Source organism: Thermosynechococcus sp. PKX82, from assembly GCF_031583255.1.
Classification (GTDB): Bacteria; Cyanobacteriota; Cyanobacteriia; order Thermosynechococcales; family Thermosynechococcaceae; genus Thermosynechococcus.
Genome location: NZ_CP134169.1, coordinates 2,329,252 through 2,346,120, shown reverse-complemented (window position 1 = coordinate 2,346,120; position 16,869 = coordinate 2,329,252). Strand labels below are relative to the sequence as shown.

Here is a 16,869-nt window from a genome sequence, read left to right as displayed (position 1 = left end):
CAACTAGAGACTTAATCCGTTGTCGCCCGGCCACTGGGGGTTAAGCCGCGCCGTCCCTCTTCGCGGGCATAGGTTAAAAAGCGCTGTAGATGCTCTAAATACTCAGAAGGGGGTAGGGTTGCTAATTGGGCGATCGCTTGGGCAAGGGGCAAGTCCCGCCGATAGAGAATCCGAAAGGCTTCCTTGAGGTTGCGCATTTCTGCCTCCGTCACCCCCGCTCTTTGCAGCCCCACTTGATTGAGGGCACGAACCCGCGCCGGATGACCTTCCACCAGCATATAGGGGGGCACATCCCGATCTACCCGTGCCATAGCTCCCACCATTGCCAAGCGGCCAATATGGACAAACTGATGAATGCCCACCATACCGCCAATGCGAGCCTTTGATTCAATGCAAACATGGCCCGCGATCGAGGCCGCATTTGTAATCACCACCTGATCCTCAATCACACAATCATGGGCCACATGGACATAGGCCAGCAACAGATTGTGGTTACCAATAATTGTGGCATCCCCTTCGCCGTTGGCACGGTTGATCGTCACGAACTCGCGAATGGTGTTGTAATCCCCAATACGTAGGGCACTATTGGCACCCGTATATTTTTGATCCTGAGAAGCCGTGCCGATGATCGCTCCCGGAAAGATACGATTACCTACCCCCACCTCCGTTGGCCCTTCAATAATCACGTGGGCACCAATTTCGGTATGGGCACCAACGCGCACCTGTTCGCCAATCACGGCATAGGGGCCGACCCGAACTGTGGGATGTAGCTCGGCACTGGGATGAATGACAGCAGTAGGATGGATCAGTGTTTGCATCATTGATTGTGACTAGTCCACCAGCGAGAACATCATCTCGCCCTCACAGACCAATTGACCATTCACCTCAGCCCGTCCTTGCATTTTGCCGATGCGCTGCTGCTTGACAACAAGAAGCTCGGCCCGCAGGATTAACTGATCGCCGGGGAGGACGGGACGGCGAAAGCGCACCTTATCAATGCCCGCAAACACAGAGAGCTTATCCTTTGCCCAATTCATCTGCATCAGGACAACCCCTCCCACTTGGGCAAGGGCTTCCACAATGAGCACCCCCGGCATAATTGGGCGACCGGGAAAGTGCCCTTGGAAAAAGGGTTCGTTGATCGTGACGTTTTTCAGCCCCACGGCATACTTTTCTGGAACATAGTCAATGATGCGATCCACCAGCAGAAAGGGATAGCGATGGGGGAGCAATTGCTGGAGATCCGTTACCGTCAGCACAGTGGTGGGTGGGGAGTCAGTCAACGTTGGCATAGGGATAGGGGTCAGCTTCACATCAAAGATATACACAAATCATAGGGGAGAATGGTTGCCGACTAAACCATCTGTTGGGCGATCGCCCGTGCCAATTGGGTATGCAGATGATGACTCGCCCGATAGGCGACATAATGCGCGATGGGGGGTGTCCCTAGGAGGGCTAAATCTCCCCAAAGATCGAGTAATTTGTGGCGAACGGGTTCATCGGCAAAGCGTAACGGCGGGTTGACCCAACCACTGACACTGCACACCAGAGCATTCTCTAAACTGCCCCCCTGAATCAGGCCTTGGCTGCGCAGATACTCCACTTGTTCGGCAAAACCAAAGGTACGGGCAGGGGCAACGGCCACCGCTAGTTCCGAAGGGGTAAAGCTACACCACTGGCGACCAATCGCCGCATAGGGGAAGTCAATGCCATAGGTGAGGCGTAGCTCAGGAGCAGGAATGGCACTGACAAAGGCTGCTCCTTCGTAAATGGTGACAGGTTCCTTCAAGATGACTGCTGGCCGAGGAATCTCCTGAGGGACAACACCGACCCTTTGAATGCCTTCTAACCAAGGTTGCGCCGAGCCATCGAGCACCGGCACCTCAGAGCCTGTGATCTCAATCGTGACATTATCAATACCAGCGATCGCCAGCGCTGCCAAGAGATGTTCAACCGTGCGCACACTGGCGCCATTGGCGACCAACTCCGTTGCCAACTGAGTGGATTGAACCGCATCAATCTGAGCAGGAATCACGGGCTGTCTCTCCAGATCAAGGCGCACAAACTGTCGCCCCGTGTTGGCGGGTGAGGGTTTCAAGGTCACTTCAACTGATTGACCAGAATGCAAACCTACCCCTGACCATTGGGCAGCCTTTCCAAGAGTTTGCTGTGCAGTTGCAGTCGGTGCCGTTGGTACAGAGGTCGTTACCATGGGTATTTCTCCTAGAAGCGCTCGCCAATGCCAAAGCTGAAGGCACTGCCCCCTTCATTATTCCAGCCAAAGTCAATGCGGATATTGCCTAGGGGGGTATTCACCCGCAGGCCGCCGCCATAGCCTAGCCCCTCTCCGGGTTTACCGCGCACAATCCCCGGCTGACCGGGTACGCTGCGTTGGGTACCGAGCAAACTGGCCCCATCCACAAAGAGGGCGCCACCAACAATATTAAAAATGGGGAACCGATACTCTATTGTTCCTTGCACAAAGGCGCGCCCGGAGCCGATTGCCCCCTCTTCCCAACCGCGCACCGAATTAGCGCCGCCAATTGTAAAGGATTCATAGGGAGGCAAATCGCCAAAAATGTTGCCCGCTTGGATATTGAAGGCAAGGGTTTGTGGCCCCTCAATGCGCAGAAACTTCACGGGGATATAAAAGCTATAACTGCCGCGCACCCGGTTCATTAAGATGTTGCCTGCCCCCACAGGGATTGACTGATCCACCCCTAAGCGAATCACCTGACCACTCGTTGGCCGCAGCGGATCATTGCGCAGGTCTCGCAGAATTGCCGCCTGCACCGTAAACAGGTCATTAAAACCACGGCAAACACCATTGTCTGGAAAGGTTAAGCAGTTGCCTGAAGCATCCGTATTAAAGCGGCTAAAACCACTGTCTAGGGAGGTAACCCGCTGATATTGCAGCCCCAAGGAACCGGTCCAAGCGGTGCGTATCTGATCCCGATCCTTCGTAAAGGGTCGCGTAAAGAAAACGGCACTCCCCAAGCGGTTAATCCGCGGAAAGTCACCATTGGGCAAGCGAACATCAATTGGGCCATTGGTGAAGGTGGTGGGCACTGTCAGGCGGTTAAAGGCACTCACGGTGTAGGAGGTGCGATAGGGATCCCCCTTAATCCAAGGATCGGTAAAGTTAATGTCAAAGAGAAACTCCCCTTCCGTCCCCCCTTGGGCTTCAACACCAAATTTCCAGTTGCGACCAAAGAGGTTGTTTTGTTGGAATGCCACTGTGCCAAATAGCCCCGCAGCGGAACTATAGCCCGCCCCAGCAGAAATACTGCCCGTATTGCGCTCTTTGATATTCAAAATCAAGTTAACCTTGCGGGGATCTTGACCGGGTTCAAGGGCAACTTGCACATCCTCAAAGAGTCCCAATTCAAAGAGGCGTCGCAAATCTGCTTGCACGGTATTTTGGTTGAGAACCACGCCGGGCTGGGTGTCCATTTCACGGCTGATCACAAAGTCACGGGTACGCTGTTTTGTCGGCTCTCCTTCTTTATTCAGGAAGCGATAGGTGACCTGTTCAACCACGCCCTCAGCCACCTGCAATGTCACAACCCCATCGGGATCGACTTGGGGTGTACCAACCACCTGCCCCAAGATATAGCCATTGTCCCTATAGAACCGGTTGATTTGCTCAATGCCAGACTGTAGCTCTCTTAGATTGAGCGTGCGACCAATTTGCGGTGCAAAAATCTCGTTGACTTTTTCTGGGGTGAGCACTTGGTTGCCCGCTACTTGAACGGCTCGCAGTACTGGATAGGGGCGCACGACAAAGGTAATCCGCACACCGAGGGGAGTATCGCTGGGGACAGCATTGACATCAGCAAAAAAGCCCGTGGCAAAGATGGCGTTGGTATCCTCTTGTAGTTGCGTGCGGGTGGTGGTACTGCCAGGGCGAGTGCGAATGACTTGATACACCAATTGCTCAAGTTCGGGTGTGGCGCCTTCAACCACCACTTCGGCAATGAGAACTTGAGGTTCATCAGCGGGGGGCTGGCTCACAGGTGGCGGGGTGGGCGGTGCTGGGGTTGCTGCGGGAGGGCTTTCAGGCACAGGCTCTGCCGCTGGTGGCGTTGGGGATGCTGGAGTTTCCGCAGGTTGGTTTTCAGGCGGCGGGGCTTCTTGGCCACGACTGGGATGCAAAGAACCGAGGGCGATCGCCACGGTTGCCATTGCCGCTGCTACCGTTTTCAGGGCAGCCCCCATTGGCTGCATTCGCATTGGCGAAAAAAGTTGGTTATTCACTGCTCACACCTAAAAAACAAATCGCGTCAACACAGCCAAACCCATTGGCATTCCTATAACAGTAGGTTAATGACTTAGAAGTGGCAACAAAAGTGCCCCCCTGTTTGCCCTTGACCCTTAGCCATAATAGGCGGGCTCATTCCCCGCTTTCCACTTGATATTACAGCCGAGACTCGGTTTTTGATCTTCGCTGGGGGTTTGACCAGCTAACACGGCATCAATGGCTGCACGCAAGTCTTTCCCAGTCACCGGTAAGCCATTCTGGGGGCGGCTATCATCGAGCTGTCCACGATACACAAGCTTGCGATCGCCATCAAACAGGAAAAAGTCCGGTGTACAGGCTGCCGTGTAAGCCTTGGCCGTTTCTTGGCTCTCGTCGTAGCAAAGCGGAAATGTAAACCCTAGTTCAGTGGCCATCGCCTTCAGGGACTCTGGGGCATCATCGGGATAGTTGGCAGCGTCATTGGCACTAATGGCAACAATCCCTAAGTCTGTGTCTTTGTAGTCGCGCCCCAGCTTCGCCAGTTCCTCTTGGACGTGTTTTACGTAGGGGCAGTGGCGACAAATAAACATCACCAGTAGGGCTTTCTTATCGGCAAAGCTACTGAGGGAAATCGTTTGCCCACTCACCACATCGGGCAGCTGAAAATCGGGAGCAACAGTACCAAGGGCAAGCATCGTGGACTCTGTCCGCGCCATAAAACCTCCTGAGAACGCTGGCAAGAGTGTTACAAATAGCAATATCGTCCCTAGTGTACTCTGTTGCGATCGTTCCTCAAAGTGGTGAGAGGAGCAACTCCCCCAACGAACGCAAAAAGCAGCAAGATCACTCCTGCTTAGATATCATCGGTTTTAATTTTTGAGCACAGAGAAAAATTGCTTTAGCCAATATAGCTTTGACGGGAGACGTGCTTCTCAAAGGTGGCTTGGGTTTGATGGAGAAGTTGCTCGCGGCTGTCGCTGGTGTGTTTCAGGGCAGGCACCAAATTGCGCGCTTGGAGTGCCATGTGCAGTTGCAAATGGGCAACGTATTCGCTGAGGTCTTCGCGGAGTAGCGGATGACTTTGATGCACAGACACAGTGTTCTCCTTCAACTGATAGTTCAGTAGGCGTTCCATAGATCCTGTCAATCCCCAAAAGCGGTCATGTCAGGAATGGTGCGTTCAAACTGTTCGGCAGGGTGGGGTGCGTCACTTAACCCTTTTAGAGGTTAACATTTCTCAGGGAGGGTGTTGCGATTTGCAATCAACTGTAATGTTTTGCCAATACTTCACGATTCAGGGGGCAGGAAATGCGGTTACTCATTGCTAATGATGATGGGGTCTTTGCCCCCGGTATTCGGGCGTTAGCAGATACGCTGGCGATCGCTGGCCATGAAGTCGTGGTTGTGTGTCCGGATCGCGAACGCTCTGCTACAGGGCATAGCCTCACGGTCTTTGATCCGATTCGCGCCGAAGTCGTTAGCGATCGCTTTCACCCCAGTATTAAGGCGTGGGCCTGCTCCGGTACCCCCTCTGACTGTGTCAAACTCGCCCTTGGTGCCCTCCTAGAGGAACCCCCAGATTTTGTCGTTTCTGGGATTAACCAAGGCTCCAACCTCGGCACGGATATTCTTTACTCCGGCACAGTGTCTGCTGCCATGGAGGGGGTGATTGAGGGAATTCCCAGTATTGCCATTAGCCTCACCAGTTTCACAGTTCATGACTTTCAGCCAGCCGCTGACTTTGCCAGTCGTCTGCTCAAGGCGCTGGAAACCGCCCCCCTGCCCCCAAAGATGCTCCTCAATGTGAATGTACCGGCGCTGCCTGCCAGTGAAATTGCTGGCGTTGTCATTACACGACAGGGGATTCGGCGCTACCATGACCTGTTCCAGAAGCGCATTGACCCTCGCGGCAAAACCTACTACTGGCTCGCTGGTGAAGTGGTTGAAGAATATCCCCAAGACCCCAATCAAGCCCCCACGGATGTGGAAGCCATTGCCCAAAATCTGATTAGTATTACGCCGTTGACCTTTGATCTCACCTACGGTCAAGGGGTGCAGAGTTTAACCGAGTGGCTGCGCCAACCCACTGTACAGCCTCTATTCAATCTCTAGGATCACGGGTGCATGATCACTGGGCTTGGGTAAGCGCCGCGGGGCAATATCAATGTGACAGTTGCAGGCCCGGGCTTTGACAGCGGGGGTAAGGTAGAGGTGATCAATACGCCAGCCATGATTGCGGCGAAAGGCACCCGCCCGATAATCCCACCAAGAGTAGTGCCCAGGCTCCTCGGTAAAGTGGCGAAAGGCATCGTGGAAGCCAAGGTCGCGAATGGCCGCTAAAAGGTTGCGTTCGGCATCGGTGGCTCCCACTTTTGTGGCGCGATCGCTAGCATCAAAAAGGTCTTTATCTTCTGGGGCAATATTAAAATCACCACAGAGAATCACCTCCCCTTGGGCAGTGAGCTGCTCGAGATAGACATGGAGGGTTTTTAACCAGTGCAGCTTATAGTGGTATTTCTCACTGTCGTACTCTCCACCGTTGGGAATATAGACATTTACCAAGGTGACATCAGGAGCTAATTGGGCGCGAATCAGTCGTTTTTGCGTATCCAACTCACTGTGACTGGGTAATTGGGGGGCAAAGCCTGCTTCTACGCCCGCAAGAGGCTGACGACTGAGAATGGCCACCCCGTTGTAGGCCTTTTGGCCACTACAATAAACTTGATACCCACGATCCAGAAAGGGCTGACGCGGGAACTCAGCATCTGTGACTTTGGTCTCCTGAAGACAGAGATAGTCCACTCCAGTGGTGTCTAACCATTGGCACACATGGTCAAGGCGAGTGCGAATTGAGTTGACGTTCCAAGTAGCAATTTTTGGCATCGGTTGATTTCAGTCAAAGTGATTTGCCCAAACCGTTATAGGGGGCAGCATCGGCACATACTGTAGAAAGTATAGTTGGGGAGTGGCAGCAGTACCCGAAATATGGCTGGGTATGTTTTGGTGTTGGCTGTGATTATTCTTGGGGGCGCGATCGCGACGGTGGGCGATCGCCTCGGCTCAAAAGTGGGCAAAGCCCGATTGAGCTGGTTTAATTTGCGGCCTCGACAGACAGCTGTCCTGATTACCATTCTCACAGGCAGTTTAATTTCTGCCTCCACCCTTGCCATCCTCTTTGCCCTCAGCCGTGAATTGCGCGATGGCGTGCTGCGCATTGATACGATTCGCCGCCAACAAGCGGCTGCTGAACAAGAACTCGCCGAAACCCGTGCCCAAAAGGATGAAATTGAGGCGGAACTGGCACAATCCCAAATTGAACTGGCCAACATTCGCCAACGCCTTAGTCAAACCAACCAAGTCCTAGAGCAGGCCGTCAATCGTCAAACCCTCACAGAAGCAGAACTCAAGCAACTTCAAGACCGCTACACCCAAGCCCAAAAAGACCTCGAAAACTTTGAAGCCCAAGGGGCACGCCTGCGGCAAGAAATTCAGCGTTTGCAACGGGAGCGACAAGCCATCCAAGGCCGCCTCGAGGATGTGGCTAGCCAAAAAGCAGCCCTAGAAACTGCCATTCGCACGGCTCAACAGCGCCTTGCCGAGGTGGAAGGTCAAAAGGATCGTCTCCAAGCAGAGATTGATCGCATTCAGGATCAACTGGCCGTTGCCAATCAGCAGCAGCAGGTGTTACGCAATCAACAGCGCACGCTTCAGCAGGAAATTGCTGCCCTTGAGGCCAGTCGCCAACGCCTTGAGGAAAACGTGAGCATCCTTTTGCTAGGATTACGGCGGGGGACGATCGCCATTCGCACGGGGCAAGTCTTGGCCTCTGCGGTGATTCAACATGTCAAGGATCCGGCTCAGGCCACCCAAGTTATTGAAGAACTCCTGCGGGAGGCGCGGCGCAATGCCATTGTCCTGAATCGTCCCCAGAACCTCAAACCGACGGATCAGGTGATTCAAATTACCACCGAAGACGTGAACCGCCTGCGCAGCCAAATTAGTGATGGCCAGCCCTATGTGGTGCGCATTTTAGCTGCGGCCAATTATCTACAGGGGGAAAGTAACATTCTTGTGGTGCCCCAAGTGGCGCGCAATCAGGAGGTTTTCCGCGAGGGTGAGAATCTAGCTACCATTTCCTTGGATCCGAGCCAGATGACCGATGAGCAAATTTTGCAACGCTTGGATCAGTTGTTTACGGTCAGTAATCAGCGGGCGATCGCCTCGGGTGTCCTCCCCGATCCTGTGACTGGCAGTGTTGGCTCCTTTCGCCAAATTGAACTGGTGAAATTTGTCCTCGACCTCAAAGATCACCAAGGGACGATTGATATTAGTGCAGTTACCCCCACCTCTGTTTATACCGCTGGCCCTCTCACCCTTTCCCTTGTCGCCCGTCAAAATCAGCGGGTGATCCTGCGCAGTGGTTAGGCATCAGCATCATTTCCCGCGAATTGGGCTGGATTCATCAAACCGCAGGCTAGGATAGAGGAGATTTTTCTCCGTTCACCATGTAAGGGGTGCCCCCATGAAGCGACTGGTTTCGATTGTTTTTTTGGTGTTTATTCCCCTCTCCATTGCCGCTGAAAAACTGGCATGGGGTGCCCTCACGGTCTTTATTTTGGCAGCACTGGCGATCGTGCCCTTGGCGATTTGGTTGAGCACCGCAACAGAGGAGGTGGCACTTGCCACGGGGCCGACGATCGGTGGCCTCTTGAATGCCCTCTTTGGCAATGCAACGGAACTGATTATTGCTATTGTGGCGCTGCGAGCGGGTTTAGTAGATATTGTCAAAGCCAGTATTACGGGCACCCTGATGGCGAACCTTTTGCTGGTGATGGGGTTATCCATGCTGCTGGGGGGCATTCGCTACAAGGAGCAATCCTTTGCCCCAGTGGTGGCACGGGTGAATGCTTCCTCAATGACGGTGGCGATCGCCGCGATTCTCCTACCGGCAATGGTCATTTACACCTCCAGCAGTGTGCCGCCAACCGCAATTTCCAAAATGTCAGTGGTGGCCGCCATCATTCTGATTCTGGTCTATGGACTAACGTTACTCTTTTCTTTGAAAACCCACAGCTATCTTTACGATGTCAGTCAGGTGGAACTGGGGGACGAAGCGGGGCACCATGAAAAGCCGAACCTGCCCCTGTGGATCACGGTTCTAATGATTGCCACGATTGGCGTAGCCTTTGAGTCAGAAATTTTTGTCGGCGCAGTTGAAGCAGCAACGGAGGGCTTGGGTCTAACGCCCCTATTTACTGGGGTCATCCTCTTGCCGTTGGTGGGCGGTGCAGCGGAATATGTGACTGCGGTGGGGGTTGCCCTGAAAAACAATATGGATTTGTCCGTGTCCATCGCCTTGGGTTCATCCCTCTTGGTGGCGCTCTTGGTGGCACCTGTGCTGGTGCTGATTGGCCAGTTTATTGGTCAGCCGATGGATTTAAACTTTAGTCTTTTTGAAGTGGTGACGGTGATTATTGCGGTCGTGATTGCTAATGTGATTAGCCTAGATGGCCGCTCCAACTGGCTGGAGGGGGCGCTGCTGTTGGCCACCTATGGGATTCTCGGCACCGCCTTTTTCTTCCATACCTAGGAGAGGCGCTGAATCTGTAGTTGATAGGTCATGGTTGAGGTCACCCCTTGTCCCCGCAGGGTACCTTGAATGGGGGCAGCATCCGTCGGATCAGCGGCAGCCACAAGGGCAATGTGGCGATCGCTCACCGCTAGGCCGTGGGTGGGATCATAGCCGCGCCAGCCTGCCCCCGGCAAATACACTTCTACCCAAGCATGGAGGTGCCGTTCAGGATTATCCAAGTCTCCTTCCTGATAGCCACTGACAAACCGCGCCGCTAAGCCCACAGCCCGACAGGCATGGATAAACAAGACGGCTGTATCGCGACAGGAACCCATTTGTTTTGCCCAAGTCACACAGGGGGGCCAAGGGGCACCGGTTTCACGAATTTGGTGCTGACAGGTACGGTAAATTTTGTTATTGAGGTCACTGAGAAATGTGAGGACACTGCCATCGCCACTGGCTAAAATTTGCCAAGCCAATTCATAGGCAACAGGATCCACTGACGGTGATAGATAGGGATGCAAGCTAGTTGCCAGTCGCTGCGGATAGTTAAAAGGGAGGGTGACTGCCCACGAGTCAAGCAGATAGTTAAAGGGGTTGTCGCAATAGGTTTCTACTTCAGAGGTGACCTGAATCATCAGGGAGGTGGTGGGCTGTGGTGACCACCAGTAGCGTTGAATGTGATTGCCATGGACATCGAGGACAGTACTTTGGCCTTGGGGAGTTGGTAAAATTTGGAGGGAGAGCGATCGCAGGCGTTGGTGGCCATCACTACGCGGGATCAAGCGTAAATCATGGGGGGCAAGGGCAACAGGGGCGCTGTAGGTGTAGCTAGTTTGATGATAAATGCGGTATTCCATTTCATATCTAAAAGGAAGCCGCCCGAACCAATAACTGTCCAGGCGGGGTGTGGTGTGAGGAGTGAACGGAAACGTGCGTCTCCGCTATTTCTATTGTAGGGGACAGTTTCCAAATTGCCATAAGTAAATGGCGTAAAAAGATCAAATCTTTAGACCACACCCTAGATCCTCTCACTACCAAAGCAAAAAGAGTCAAGAACAGATCCTGACTCCTCAATAAAACAGATGTTTGTAAAAAAAACAGCCTAACGAGTCGTGGCTGCCATTTTCTCTTCTGCCAGTTCCCTTAGGCTAGGGAATAAAAAGTGGTTTTCTTCAACGTACTGCGCACCAAACAAGCCCTTTTCTGCCCAGAAGTAGCGATCGGTGGTGTGCTCATTCCGCTTAACAAGAAGTAAAGCGGGTGGGGTGATCCCCTTGGCTTGAATAAATTTTCGTGCCGCTGTCACAGGTTTATCTTCGCCACTTTCGATGCTATATTGAGGTACGCACTCAAGGATTTTGCGTCCTTCGAGACGCCGCCGGCTCTTCCGCTTCCGTCTTCTGGCCAAGTTGCCTTACCTCCTTTGCCTTCAAAGAACTGTTATTGAGTTTACAAAAGTCGCCCTTTAGTATATCTGGTGTATCCTAGAATTTCAACTTTCCTTAATTTATCGAAACACGATTTATTGACGGGACAACGATCCCCAGCTTAGGATCAACGCTTTGCTGATCCCAGTGACCCCACTATAGCAAATTGTGCCACTTGAGAAAGTGGTTCCTTCCATTTGCCCCACAGCCAATGGGCTACCCTAGAGAACGACTGTCTAAGCTGCTGAACCCCTATGATGAGCCAACGCTTAGTGCAACGGGTGCTCGAAACCCAAGTGTTAACCTCAGCCATTGAAAACCAAATTTCCCAACTGTTGTGGAAGCGGGAATATGACGGTGATGACATGGCAGCGCTTGGGGAATTGCTCGATGCCCTAGAGGCCAAGAAAATTCAAACCCAACAGTAGGTGCTGCGGTCTCTCCTGCAACTTCTGATCCTTGCCCTCAGCTACAGTGCCTTAGCCCTTGGGGGGGTGCCGGGGCTATGTATGAATCGCGCAACGATCGCCCTTGTGAGTGCGGCTCTTTTGATTGCCTTAGGGGCGATTGATCTACCCACTGCATGGCAAGCCATTGATCCCCAGACCATTGTGTTTCTGTTGAGCATGATGATTGTCAATGCTTATCTGGGCTTGAGCGGCTTTTTTCAAATAGCGATGGTGACGGTGGTGCGCTTTAGTGGCAGTCCCTTGGGGCTACTGGTGTTTCTCACTGTAGCTACAGGAATGTTGTCGGCGGTCTTTCTCAACGACACCCTTGCCCTTGTGACGACGCCTTTAACCCTGCGCATTACCCATGTCTTGGGCTTAAATCCAGTGCCCTATCTGCTGGCGATCGCCGCGGCAACGAATATCGGTTCTGTGGCCACCCTCAGCGGCAACCCCCAAAATATCCTCGTGGGATCGTTTTCCGAGTTAGGATATCTGCCGTTTGCCCAAGTGATGGTTCCCGTCGCAGTGCTGGGGTTAGGGCTGCAAGTGGCTTGGTTGGGGTGGCTCTATCCGGAGGTGCGATCGCGCCAACCCTGTACATTGGCTACGCTCCAACCGGTGCAGGTGCAAAAAGGGTTACTCCACAAGACACTGATTGTCTCTGGGCTGATGTTTTTGGCCTTTCTGCTCGGCTTTCCCTTGGCAGAATCCTCTCTTTTGGCGGCAGCAGCTTTACTGGTCACCCGTCGGGTGAAGCCAGAGCGCATCCTTGCTCAGGTGGATTGGTCACTATTGGTTCTGTTTGCGGGTCTGTTTATTCTTACCCGCTGTATTCAAAACTTTGATTTATTAGCCGTTTTGCGCCCTTGGGTGAATCAGCCCTTGCCCCTCGTGGTGATTACAGCACTGCTGTCAAATTTAATTTCTAACGTGCCCACGGTGCTGCTGCTCGCACAGTTTATCCCCAAAGGTGCCGATCAACTCTGGTACCTACTGGCAGCCACAAGTACCCTCGCGGGCAATCTTACGCTTTTTGGTGCTGTGGCTAATTTAATTACAGTTGAGGCCGCTGCTAGCTCAGGACAGCGGTTTTCCTTTTGGCAGCACTTGCGCTTTGGTGCACCGCTCACAGTGTTGACGCTGGCGATCGCCTACGTTTGGATCGTGAGTCAGACCTAGGGGCTAAAGGTTGGGGTCGTTGCTCCAGAGGCACTCTCAAAGTAGGCCACGTCAGACAGAATGACAGGCGCATCGGATTCAGGAATGGGCTGCCCTTGACTGAGATAGCCGACACAGCCATTCATCAGGCTATAGACAAAAATCACGCCTCCCGCTGAGATGGCCACGAGGCCACTGGCCAGCAGTAAGGAAAAATCCCGGAGGCGGTAGGCACCGTGGAGGAGTCGCACCGACCACAGCACCAATGCCAGTACCAGTAGAAGTAAGATAGCCATATGTAAACTATCTTAACAACTCTCAGGATTTTCCTCATCAATCTTTAGATTCTTCTAATGAATTCTTGCTAGCACAGTGCCCGTGTTCGCTCTATGGTGCAGGTGAGATTGGCGCCATACTGACCCACATGGGTAATTTCAGGCGTGTAGGCCTCTAGCACCCGTCCTGTGCGATCGCACATCGTTAGGACGTAATCACAGTGGGGACACTGGGTGTGACTCACGGAGCCATAGCGTTGGCGAAGGGCTAATTTACCACAGTGAGGACAGTGAATCGTTTGCATGGTAACCATAGTTAAATAATCCTTAAGTTCTTTTTGGTGTGTAGGAACTTGTGATAAAAGGCGTTGCGCAAATCTGCGTTTCAAAACAACAAAACTCAACAAATAGTATTGCGCAACATTAAGGGAGTTTATGAGAGAGGACACTTTTTATTATGGATGGATTTTCTAGCGATGGCAATGATCCCAATGTTAAAAAATATGCTAATTCGACGGGGATCAAGGAATTCTACAAATGGCCTTAGAGAAACTTGCTTCGCTTTTCTGAGAGGTGATTGACCTTTATTACAGCCCTTTTCACAAAGATTGAAGAAGATCAAGCTAGGCAAAACTGCCCTCGAAAAGTATTACATTCTCTTTACGTCCTCCCTGCTTTGGAAAAGAAAGGCATCTACCTTACTTGCATTTCTATTCAGCGATGTTTACTTAATGTAATGGTTTGTAACTCTGATCATTGACAACTCAATAGTAATAATCTGAAGAAAATATTAAGAAGTTGAGTGCATAGGGGTAGCCAGTGAAGTGGTTCAGCCTTGGTCTATTAAGTGGATGTTTCGTTGGCTCAATGACCTCAGCAGTAGCACAGGGTTCTCTGCAGGTGGTTTATCCGCCGCGAGAGCACACTACAAGCGCACCCCGGATTTTCTTTATTGGTACAGCACCGCCGCAAGTTGTCGTTACCCTCAATGGGCAGGTCGTTGGCGATCGCTCGCCAGCGGGACACTTTGCCCCCAGTCTTCCCCTGCAACCCGGATTGAATCACATCACCCTGCAAGCAGGGGATCAACGCCTTGACTTTGCCATCACTCGCACGGTGCCCCAAGTACCGACCACCCTACAACCCCTAGAGCCAACAGCCGATTTAGTGCGCCTGCCCAATGAAATTGTTTGCTTTACCGCTGCTGCCCCCAGCGATCGCGCCGTGCAAGTCCAAGTGGGTCAGCGCATTCTGCCCCTAGAACCCCTACCGCCCCAAGTGCAACTGCCCTCTAATCTGGCTGCGCTGATTCATCAAGCGGAGGTGGTCACTGCTCGCCCTTCTCTCTATCGCAATTGCCTCCAGCTCACCGAAGTGGGCGACTATGGCCCGATTCAATGGCAATTAGGAAACCAACGCCAACTGGGTGCCCGCATTCGTGTGGCTGAGCCAACGCAATTACCAGTTGTGGAAGTCACCCGTTCCCTTGGGGGGGTAGCCCGCACTGGCCCTAGCACTGACTATTCCCGGCTGACGCCACTGCCAGTGGGAACACGCGCACGGGTACGCGGACAAACGGGGGATTGGCTGCATTTGGACTATGGGGGTTGGATCCGCGCCAATGAAGTGCGGTTCCTCTCCAGTGCTCTGCCGACCACCGCCACTATCCGCAGTATAACCAGCCGTCAGCTTGCGGGTTGGACAGAAATCAGCTTTCCTTTGGATGTGCCCGTACCGATTTCGATTCAGCAGGGCGATCGCCAGTTCACCCTAACGCTCCACAACACGATTCCCCAAACCGACATCATTCGCCTCGATGCCGATCCCGTCATCCAGCGCCTTGACTGGTACCCCCTTGATCAAGAGCGGGTGGAGTATCGTTTGACGCTGCATCATCGCCAACAGTGGGGCTATCGTGTGGCCTATGAAGGCAATCGGCTGGTGCTGCAACTGCGTCATCCACCCCAACTCCAACGGGGGACACAACCCCTGCGGGGGATTAAAATTCTCCTTGATCCCGGCCATGGCGGGCCTGAGGACTTGGGAGCACGCGGCCCAGATGGTACGCCAGAGAAGGTCGTCACATTGGCACTGGCCCAAAAACTGGCACCCGAGCTAGAACGCCTTGGGGCAACAGTCATTTTGACGCGCACAGAGGATATTGATCTGGACTTGCCCGATCGCCTTCTCGCCATTGAATCAGCCCAACCCACCCTTGCCCTCAGCTTGCACTACAATGCTCTCCCCGATGCTGGCGATGCCCGTAATACCCAAGGGATTGGCGCCTTTTGGTATCATCCCCAAAGCCATGACCTTGCCGTTTTCCTAGAGGGGTATCTCAGTCAGCGGCTGCGGCGGCAGCAGTACGGTGTGTTTTGGAATAACCTTGCCCTGACTCGTCCGACAATTGCCCCTGCGGTGCTGCTGGAACTGGGCTTCATGATTCACCCGGAGGAGTTTGAGTGGATTGTTAACCCCCAAGCCCAAGCTGAGCTTGCCCGCACCCTTGCCCAAGGCATTCTGGAGTGGTTACAGCAGGCGACGCGGGATTAATCTTCCAGCAAATGGTGAAGGGCTGCCGCCATCTCGGCAGTGGATGTGGTGGCTGTGCCAAACTGACGTACGACAATACTGGCGGCCAAATTGCCTAAAACTGCCGCCTCCCAAAGACTGGCACCCGCCACAAGGGCAAGGGTTAAAGCAGCAACAACGGTATCGCCTGCGCCAGTGACATCAAAGACATCCGTACGGTTAAAGGCGGGTAAATGGTAGGGCGCCGCCTCGCGACTAAAGAGACTCATACCAGCATCCCCCCGCGTAATCAGCATATATTTAGCCGCCGTCAACTCCAGCAGGTCTTCCCCAGCTCGCAGTACCTCCGCCTCTGTGCGAATTGGGTAGCCCACCGCTGCCTCTGCTTCTGGCAGGTTTGGCGTAAATAGGAAAGCACCGCGATAGCGAGCTAAATCCCGTTGGGTATCAACAATCGTGCGCTCATGCTCTAGGGCAGCCGCAATCACAGGGGGTGTAAAGACACCATCGCCATAGTCGGAGCAAACCACGGCATCGGCAGTCCCCACCTGCTGACGAATAAAGGCCGCTAGCGCCTCCTGAAGGGCTGGGGCAGGCAGATCATCGGACTTGCGATCCACGCGCACAATTTGCTGCGTCACCGACTGGCGAGCATGGCCAGAAATACGGGTTTTCGTCACGGTGGGGCGATCGCCATCCTTAAAGATGCCCCGCGTATCAATCCCTGCCCCTTGAAAAATGCTACAAAGCGCCTCCCCCTGCGGATCTACACCCACCAGACCAACCGCCTGCACCTGAGCACCCAACTTGGCCAAATTGTAGATGGCATTGGCACCGCCGCCGGGCACTTGGCGAGTAAATTCATGGCGCAAAATCAGAACAGGGGCTTCCCGCGAGAGGCGTTCCACCTGACCCGTGAGAAATTCATCGAGGGTGAGATCCCCCACCACCAGTACCCGTGCTGAGGAAAAGGACTCCAAAAGGTGTAGGAGTCGCCCTTGGGACGATTGCAATTGCTGGCGCAGGTCGGGTGGTAACATTTGGCTTTGCCTCAATTCCCGCTGATCCAGAATACTCCTGTGGGGGGACACCCATGCGCAGGGCAAGGTTCACAGAGATGATATAGTCCAAAAAGGGTAAATAAATGTTAAGAATCGTCTCCTGCATAGCCAAGGGGATCGACTAGAAAATAGTGAGTATTGGTGTGGCG

General features: G+C 53.3%; 18 protein-coding genes. 6 read left to right on the top strand and 12 right to left on the bottom strand.

Going from position 1 to position 16,869, the window contains the following annotated elements; genetic code table 11:
• Positions 1-11: 11 nt before the first annotated feature.
• The 6 genes from lpxA to RHH53_RS11595 form a co-directional block, all read right to left on the bottom strand.
• The gene (lpxA, locus tag RHH53_RS11620; RefSeq protein ID WP_315862932.1) at positions 12-818 is read right to left on the bottom strand and encodes an acyl-ACP--UDP-N-acetylglucosamine O-acyltransferase; all 807 of its coding nucleotides are present in this window, start codon (positions 816-818) and stop codon (positions 12-14) included.
• A gap of 12 nt (positions 819-830) precedes the next feature.
• Complete coding sequence (gene fabZ / locus RHH53_RS11615) at positions 831-1,292, bottom strand: 3-hydroxyacyl-ACP dehydratase FabZ (RefSeq protein ID WP_206200282.1); 462 nt, start codon at positions 1,290-1,292, stop codon at positions 831-833.
• A gap of 62 nt (positions 1,293-1,354) precedes the next feature.
• Positions 1,355-2,212, bottom strand: coding sequence for a UDP-3-O-acyl-N-acetylglucosamine deacetylase (gene lpxC / locus RHH53_RS11610; RefSeq protein WP_310743819.1), 858 nt, complete (start codon positions 2,210-2,212; stop codon positions 1,355-1,357).
• 11 nt (positions 2,213-2,223) lie between these two features.
• The gene (locus RHH53_RS11605) at positions 2,224-4,257 is read right to left on the bottom strand and encodes a BamA/TamA family outer membrane protein (RefSeq protein ID WP_310743818.1); all 2,034 of its coding nucleotides are present in this window, start codon (positions 4,255-4,257) and stop codon (positions 2,224-2,226) included.
• A gap of 117 nt (positions 4,258-4,374) precedes the next feature.
• Positions 4,375-4,956, bottom strand: a complete 582-nt coding sequence (locus RHH53_RS11600) for a thioredoxin family protein (protein ID WP_206200279.1) — start codon at positions 4,954-4,956, stop codon at positions 4,375-4,377.
• 182 nt (positions 4,957-5,138) lie between these two features.
• Positions 5,139-5,375 (bottom strand): hypothetical protein, encoded by a 237-nt coding sequence (locus RHH53_RS11595; protein ID WP_225901576.1) that lies wholly within the window; start codon positions 5,373-5,375, stop codon positions 5,139-5,141.
• Between the two features lie 173 nt (positions 5,376-5,548).
• On the opposite strand from RHH53_RS11595, the gene surE reads away from it, so the two are divergent.
• Positions 5,549-6,352, top strand: coding sequence for a 5'/3'-nucleotidase SurE (gene surE, locus RHH53_RS11590; RefSeq protein WP_206200278.1), 804 nt, complete (start codon positions 5,549-5,551; stop codon positions 6,350-6,352).
• Here surE and xth read toward each other — a convergent pair.
• The gene (gene xth / locus RHH53_RS11585) at positions 6,338-7,123 is read right to left on the bottom strand and encodes an exodeoxyribonuclease III (RefSeq protein ID WP_310453612.1); all 786 of its coding nucleotides are present in this window, start codon (positions 7,121-7,123) and stop codon (positions 6,338-6,340) included. The genes surE and xth overlap by 15 nt on opposite strands.
• Positions 7,124-7,225: 102 nt before the next feature.
• Between xth and RHH53_RS11580 the strand changes: the two genes are divergently transcribed.
• Entirely contained in the window at positions 7,226-8,665 is a 1,440-nt protein-coding gene (locus tag RHH53_RS11580) for a DUF3084 domain-containing protein (protein ID WP_206200276.1), read from the top strand.
• Positions 8,666-8,762: 97 nt separating this feature from the next.
• Entirely contained in the window at positions 8,763-9,830 is a 1,068-nt protein-coding gene (gene cax, locus RHH53_RS11575; protein WP_310743817.1) for a calcium/proton exchanger, read from the top strand.
• Here cax and RHH53_RS11570 read toward each other — a convergent pair.
• Both RHH53_RS11570 and RHH53_RS11565 read right to left on the bottom strand, forming a co-directional pair.
• A complete protein-coding gene (locus RHH53_RS11570) occupies positions 9,827-10,672 on the bottom strand; it encodes a transglutaminase family protein (protein ID WP_206200274.1) in 846 nt (281 codons plus the stop codon). The two genes, cax and RHH53_RS11570, sit on opposite strands and share 4 nt — an antisense overlap.
• A 245-nt stretch (positions 10,673-10,917) precedes the next feature.
• On the bottom strand, positions 10,918-11,223 hold the full coding sequence (locus tag RHH53_RS11565) for a DUF3155 domain-containing protein (RefSeq protein ID WP_149819587.1): 306 nt from the start codon (positions 11,221-11,223) through the stop codon (positions 10,918-10,920).
• A gap of 273 nt (positions 11,224-11,496) precedes the next feature.
• Between RHH53_RS11565 and RHH53_RS11560 the strand changes: the two genes are divergently transcribed.
• Together RHH53_RS11560 and RHH53_RS11555 are read left to right on the top strand one after the other, a co-directional pair.
• A complete protein-coding gene (locus tag RHH53_RS11560; protein WP_206200273.1) occupies positions 11,497-11,670 on the top strand; it encodes a hypothetical protein in 174 nt (57 codons plus the stop codon).
• Complete coding sequence (locus tag RHH53_RS11555; protein ID WP_206200272.1) at positions 11,671-12,873, top strand: anion transporter; 1,203 nt, start codon at positions 11,671-11,673, stop codon at positions 12,871-12,873.
• Here the strand turns inward: RHH53_RS11555 and RHH53_RS11550 are convergent.
• Both RHH53_RS11550 and RHH53_RS11545 read right to left on the bottom strand, forming a co-directional pair.
• A complete protein-coding gene (locus tag RHH53_RS11550; RefSeq protein ID WP_206200271.1) occupies positions 12,870-13,148 on the bottom strand; it encodes a hypothetical protein in 279 nt (92 codons plus the stop codon). The two genes, RHH53_RS11555 and RHH53_RS11550, sit on opposite strands and share 4 nt — an antisense overlap.
• A gap of 68 nt (positions 13,149-13,216) precedes the next feature.
• On the bottom strand, positions 13,217-13,441 hold the full coding sequence (locus RHH53_RS11545) for a replication restart DNA helicase PriA (RefSeq protein WP_149819579.1): 225 nt from the start codon (positions 13,439-13,441) through the stop codon (positions 13,217-13,219).
• Between the two features lie 553 nt (positions 13,442-13,994).
• On the opposite strand from RHH53_RS11545, the gene RHH53_RS11540 reads away from it, so the two are divergent.
• Positions 13,995-15,680 (top strand): N-acetylmuramoyl-L-alanine amidase, encoded by a 1,686-nt coding sequence (locus RHH53_RS11540; RefSeq protein ID WP_310743816.1) that lies wholly within the window; start codon positions 13,995-13,997, stop codon positions 15,678-15,680.
• On the opposite strand, the gene rfaE1 is transcribed toward RHH53_RS11540, so the two are convergent.
• Positions 15,677-16,699 carry a D-glycero-beta-D-manno-heptose-7-phosphate kinase gene (gene rfaE1, locus RHH53_RS11535; protein WP_302677510.1) on the bottom strand — a complete coding sequence of 341 codons (1,023 nt, stop codon included), beginning with the start codon at positions 16,697-16,699 and terminating at the stop codon, positions 15,677-15,679. The genes RHH53_RS11540 and rfaE1 overlap by 4 nt on opposite strands.
• Between the last annotated feature and the right edge of the window lie 170 nt (positions 16,700-16,869).